Raw genomic sequence first — 5,869 nt, 5'->3', positions numbered from 1 at the left:
GCACCTGAAATTATTGTTGTGGGTAATGGTGTAAATATCAAGAAAAGGGCCAGGTTATTTGTGGAACAGCAGGAATATGTACCTGTTTATCTAAAAAAGGCTGCCAATTCTTGGAAGTTCCTAGGCAAATATAAAGCTGATATATTTTCACAAGATCCAGAAGTTATTGAAAAACACCGCAAACACCGTACAGCAGAAACAGTTAGTGGGATACTGTTTCTTTCGGCAGAGGACAGTTATGAAGTAGAGGTAAATTCCAGCAGTTTCCCTGATCCACTGAGACGTAAAAAAGTAGAGCTTGCGGCTATTGAATATGTTATTGCCCACTATGAAAATCAAGGATACTCAATTTCAGATCGGCAAAGTGACAATTGTGGTTATGACTTGTTTGCAGAAAAGAATAAGGCGGTTGTAAAAATCGAAGTTAAAGGTACTTCACTTGATGAGCAGCGCTTTTTCCTTTCCAGAAATGAGCGTGCTAAGTCTGTTGATCCGCTATGGCGTTTAGCAATTGTTTCTAATGCTTTAGATACCCCAGAATTATCCATTTATAGCGCTGAAGAAATGGAAAAGGCTTTCAACTTCGAACCTTTATGTTGGGAATGTAGAATTTCACAAATATAGTAAATCAAGAAAAGTAAATAATTGTCCCTTATATTGTCAGGCTACTCGAGAAAACATTAAACAGAGCCGTCTTTTGGCTCTCAAATGTTTTTGCCTAAAAATGAATCTGAACGATCACGACAAAAGGCTATAAAATTACTGGCATGCTTTAATTACAAAACTATTTTCTAATCCTTGCGAAGGTTCTATTCGCTTATTTCTTTCACATTCCCAACTATATACGCGCAAAATCAGCTTTTTAAAGCTTGAACATTTCTTTATTAAATGCAAAGAACACTCTATTTTCAGGAAGTTCATCATTAGAAAAACGTTTCCAGCACGCTCTTGCAAGCCTGCGTTTTTCTTGACCTCTCCTTTTGCTTAGGTTTGGCTCATGCATAAACACAATAAGCCTACAGTCCCTTTTTTTCACTTGTTCCGCTATCAACTTCCACCAAGTTTCATCGGTTTCACCAATAGAAGAGCCAAAAATACATATTAAATTAGCATTATTTAATCGGCGTATACAATCTTGGTCAATCGCATGACCACTTACACGGTTGCACAAGGGTTTAACAATAGACTCTTGCACATCTAGCTCTGTTTTTAAATTCTCATTCAGAACCTGATTAATATTGTCTACTCCTAAAACCATATTTTCTTCTACAGTTCCATGTAAGTGAAGTATTTGTTGTATATTTAACTTTTCAGTTGGAGCTGAAGAAGACATATCAACAGGGATATTAGAATACCTAGCTTTACCTTTACTCAAGTCTAATATTGACTCAATAATATCCGTATAATTAAGTGTGATTATAGTTACATCTCTAATATTTTTTTGTGCTTTAAAATAACTATTTATCGCTCTGTAATTTGCAGTGTCCAAATATTTTTCAGGTGAATAAAGGTCTTTAATAAATTTATTTTTATCTATTTTGTGAAGATATTTTTTTGAAAAATCATCTTGAATTAATGTTAAGTAGTTAGCAAGTTCATCAATCAGATCTCTGTGTATTTCCTCAAAACATGCTGAGGAGCCAAGCTTTTCCGTATACTTACCTAGGTTAACTTCCAGATCGACCCAATCTAAGTAGTTTTCATCTATTTCTCTCTTGAACTCGAATATCTTAGGTGAATCATTTTTAACTTTTTTATAGAATTCTAAAAAGTCTTGATAACTAGTTTTCAAATTAAGATTTAAATCAAACCCATTACCTATAAAGTACACAACATTCATACTATCGCCATACATCCAATTAAATTAATTAACCTTACACCCCAATTCACATTAACAAGGCTCTTGTTTCTTAATACAAAGACAAGCTCCATAAGTCCATGAACTTGCTTTTATTAATTATCAGGTAGCTTTAATAACAATTTCTTTGGTAGTACCTTAGCTCTCATGTAGCTGTATTCCCCCTAAACGAGTGTCATACTTACCAATAGACATCAAAAGCTCACGAGAGATATAAGATTCTCTGTGCTTAAAGTCTGCGAGCTTTGTCACCAACGTTAATTCAGATCTATACTGCTTTTCAAACTTACTGATTATAGAATCATAGGTATTTATATTATTGTGCTCTAGTTCAACTCTTAAGCTTTTCCCAGAGTTTGAATTTATTGCCTACTGCAAAATCGATAAATGTCGCCAACTGTTTTAAAGCTATCTAGCCACGTCTTATGGCTTTTAATTACATTCTTTGTTTTGGTAGTTACATCAGGTGATGTTTAACGCCTTATCATAGATACTATTCTGTATGAGTTTTTTTGCGTCTTTAAACATCAATTTCCTTAAGATTTTAATCTACATAATTGTTACCCAAAGCAAGTTAAAACTACACCATATCAGTTTTATTTTGTAATTTACTCACTACTAATTTGACGGAAAGCTCAAAATTACAAAATAAAACTGCTATTTAACTATTGATTAAATGCTTAGCTTACATCTTCCAATGTAACTATAACCAAAAGAAAATTAAAGAAAAAATAAAATTCCCGAAAATTTCAAATTGATAAATATAATTAGGTTTAAAAATTCAAATGTAGAATTTTTTGCGGGAAATGCGGGAAATGCAGGAGATAGTTTGAAACAAGAAACTCTGAGAGAGTATTAAAAATATGGTTTGCTCACAAGGAATATAGTATCTAGCACTAATCATTCAACCAACAGAGCAAACCTACCAAAAATCTTACACTATGGAAACCAATAACATCTTATTACTCCATTGATTGCTTTTGATCTCAGCATTTTTTTATTCCTACATGAAGAGACAATATTTTTCCTTGAAGAATTTGATAATATCGAAGATATGCTACTCTCAGCGAAATTAGCTCCATCATGCTTCGTAATCCCATACACTCTAACCCAATTTTTGACATCCTTAGTCGTGAACACCCTGGGTAATGCACCATCTCTTACAGCTTTTCTTATTTGATTAATTAAGTAACTTTTACAACTCACTTTAGCCCCAAAATGATTAAATCTAACAGTTAAGCTTGATCTTATCTCTCATAGTTAATTACTCTTCTCCATCATATGTGAGTAAAACCAAGTTGGAATAGAGCAAGCCGATACATAAAAACTTCGCCTGTTTCATTAGTTATTGTCAGCTTCGATATTAATCAAACTCTAACGATATAATTTCACGGGCAATACAAAAGAAGGTCTCTCTCCTATGATTGTGGCTATTGGCGCCTCTAACATTAGCTTGCTTTGGCAAATGTTCTGTTGTTCTTAGGGTGTTTCTCCCAGGCTCATTTTTGAGAAGATTCTTATCTACTAAAAGTTGAATAACTTCGGATTCATTGGCTGAGCTAAGCCAACGCTTAAAGGTCTCTGGATAAATGTAATAATGAGTATCACTAATATACCCATAATGTTTATTAGGCACTGAGGTCGATTTGACTCGAATAAAATTACCTTGCTCAGATTGTAACTTTTGTTTTATGAGCTTTAAGGCAATCTCTGCATCACTCAGCCTATTAGGCTCATAGCTGTAGTAACGTTCATATACAAATGAAATAGCATCCATAATTCTCTCCTTGCTCCACAGTAATACACCAAACTCATTTGCTAACTGACCTGCAACTACGAATAAAGCAAATCGTTTAAGAACTCGCGACCCAATCGAGCCATTATTCGGGAACATAACCTTCATTTCAGCTAAGGTAGATTCAAATCGTTCTCTAACATCTTCTCTTAGTTCACTATATGTTGATTTATGATTGAGAAGCGCTGTTATAAAACTTGTGAATAAAATCCCACTATTTTCATTAATAGCATCATCAAATGCTTTCGAAGCTATTTCTGAATCAGGAAATAATGCTGGATAATTAAGATCACTGCTATTTATAGGTATCCCAGGCATCCTAACCGATTTACCTTGGCCTAAAGAAGACCCACCTCTTCGCATGATTAACTCTTGCGCAGAAAGCTCACCACTAGATAAAAGCATGAAGCTAACAGGCTTTGAAACGGCTGACGATTCAAGCTCTGAATTCATTCTCTCCTTAAAAGCACCACCGGCAAGACTATAAACATCTTCCCCAAAGTTATTAGATACATACTTACCAAGTTCGTCTAAAATTAATAATCCATTATTGTAAAGATTGAACTTAGCCTCTATACCGTTCCTCGTTGCTCCCCAACTCAACATATAACAACCATCTTGAGAGCCTTGATCAGGTGCAGCAGATGACCCTATAACTGATGCAGCTATTTTTAGTAGTATCGTTTTACCAACACCAGATGGACCAAAGAAATGAAAGCCTCCCCCATCAATGTTTACAAACTCAACAAGACAGCCTGATAATGCGATTAATACAGTAACAACGACAAAATATGGTGCTAGCTTATTAAGGATGATATTGTAATAAGCCTCTTTACATCCTTTCGGTTCAAATGCCGAATCTAATGTTCCTGGTAGTTCGAAGGGCAAAGCTTTACACCCCTTTGCTTGTTCATCATTTATAAAAACACGACGACCTAAGACATATATAAGAGAATTATCAATAAAACCATTTCGTATTGGCTTTATATATTTCACCAGCAAACTCTCTGAATTAATCCACTTAGCGGCATAATCTATTAACTTCCTTGCCTCTTTACTCTCTATAGCAACACCTTGCTTTAACAATTCTGTTTGCATTGTTCTTAAAGGCTTATTGATAAGGTCCAGGTTTAACGGAAATTCTTTTTCATTCAATGCTAATCGAATCCCTACAATTAGGCCATCAGGTGTAGTAATTAAACCTTCAGGAATGATTGCTCCAGCAGAAACTTTCAGAACTAAATCATTCTTATAAAACTCAATTAACTTATCATCATCAATATCCATCATTCGCCCTCAACCTGATTTAAAGACTGTTGTTCATACTTAATCACTTCATCTAGCGGAAATCGAATTAACCGCCCAATTTTTATGTAATTAGGTAACATCTCAGGATGTAAAGCTTTAGCTTTATCAACCCATGATTTAGATACACGCCACCTAAGTGCTAACTCTTCTATCGTTAAAAATTTAATACTATTTTCTTTTGCCATTTAATTTCCTATTTCATTTTTAATTCGATAATCAAAGAATATAAGAGTGAGTAAAGTGAATGTTGCAAAACAAAAATTTCCTAGATTTTTAATTCATGTGTGTATGGCTTGTTTACCTTGTGAAAGAACTAACCGCCTCTTGTGAAGCAGTAGCTAGCGACTCCATATCGGCGTATAGATACCGGCTAGTTGTTTTTATGTCCTTGTGATTTAGTAGCTTTTGTGCCAAAAAGACATTGTCATACGCAACAATTGTTGCAAACACTGCGCGGCAATGATGAAAGGTGAACTCATCAAGGCTTAGATCAGTTTTTAATTTAACTAAAAAACGCCTTGGAGGTGCCATTGGTTTGGTAATGGAGTTTAATGATGGAAATAAATACTCATTCCAGGTAAAAGCCATTAAATCATTAACAACTTGCATTGCTTTATCGTTAATAGGAATTTGATAAGGGTGGCCTGATTTAGTTTTTGAGATAGTGACTTTTTTCTCATTTAAATCAATATTAACCTTTTTTAATTGAAGTAACTCCCCACGGCGGCAACCTGTATACATCAAAAGTAATATAAAACGACTCGCTAAAAAATGTTCTTCAGAGCATAACTTGCAGTAATCAATAATACGCTTTATTTGTGCCCTGTTTGGTAAGGTTTTGGTATTTTGGTTATGCTCAGGAAGCTTTTTAATTTGCTTAACTGGGTTCTTGCTTTCGAGAATTTGTC

5 protein-coding genes are annotated in these 5,869 nt (G+C 34.5%); 1 reads left to right on the top strand and 4 read right to left on the bottom strand.

Annotated elements, in window-relative coordinates:
• A partial coding sequence (locus ACN0WY_RS17270; RefSeq protein ID WP_417801177.1) for a DUF3883 domain-containing protein occupies window positions 1-624 on the top strand: 624 nt, incomplete at its 5' end.
• A 238-nt stretch (window positions 625-862) separates the two neighbouring features.
• On the opposite strand, the gene ACN0WY_RS17265 is transcribed toward ACN0WY_RS17270, so the two are convergent.
• The 4 genes from ACN0WY_RS17265 to ACN0WY_RS17250 all read right to left on the bottom strand — a co-directional run.
• A complete protein-coding gene (locus ACN0WY_RS17265; protein ID WP_417801176.1) occupies window positions 863-1,855 on the bottom strand; it encodes an AbiH family protein in 993 nt (330 codons plus the stop codon).
• A gap of 1,366 nt (window positions 1,856-3,221) precedes the next feature.
• Complete coding sequence (locus ACN0WY_RS17260; RefSeq protein WP_417801175.1) at window positions 3,222-4,943, bottom strand: DUF927 domain-containing protein; 1,722 nt, start codon at window positions 4,941-4,943, stop codon at window positions 3,222-3,224.
• Window positions 4,940-5,146 (bottom strand): hypothetical protein, encoded by a 207-nt coding sequence (locus tag ACN0WY_RS17255; protein WP_281546963.1) that lies wholly within the window; start codon window positions 5,144-5,146, stop codon window positions 4,940-4,942. Before ACN0WY_RS17255 ends, ACN0WY_RS17260 begins: the two co-directional genes overlap by 4 nt.
• 112 nt (window positions 5,147-5,258) lie before the next feature.
• Window positions 5,259-5,869: tyrosine-type recombinase/integrase (locus tag ACN0WY_RS17250; protein WP_417801174.1), on the bottom strand; the 611-nt coding region annotated here is incomplete at its 5' end.

The sequence above is a fragment of the Tenacibaculum sp. genome (assembly GCF_048269885.1).
In the GTDB taxonomy this organism is placed as follows: Bacteria; Bacteroidota; Bacteroidia; order Flavobacteriales; family Flavobacteriaceae; genus Polaribacter.
The sequence above is the reverse complement of the archived record's forward strand: the minus strand, read 5'-3'. Positions and strand labels throughout refer to the sequence as shown.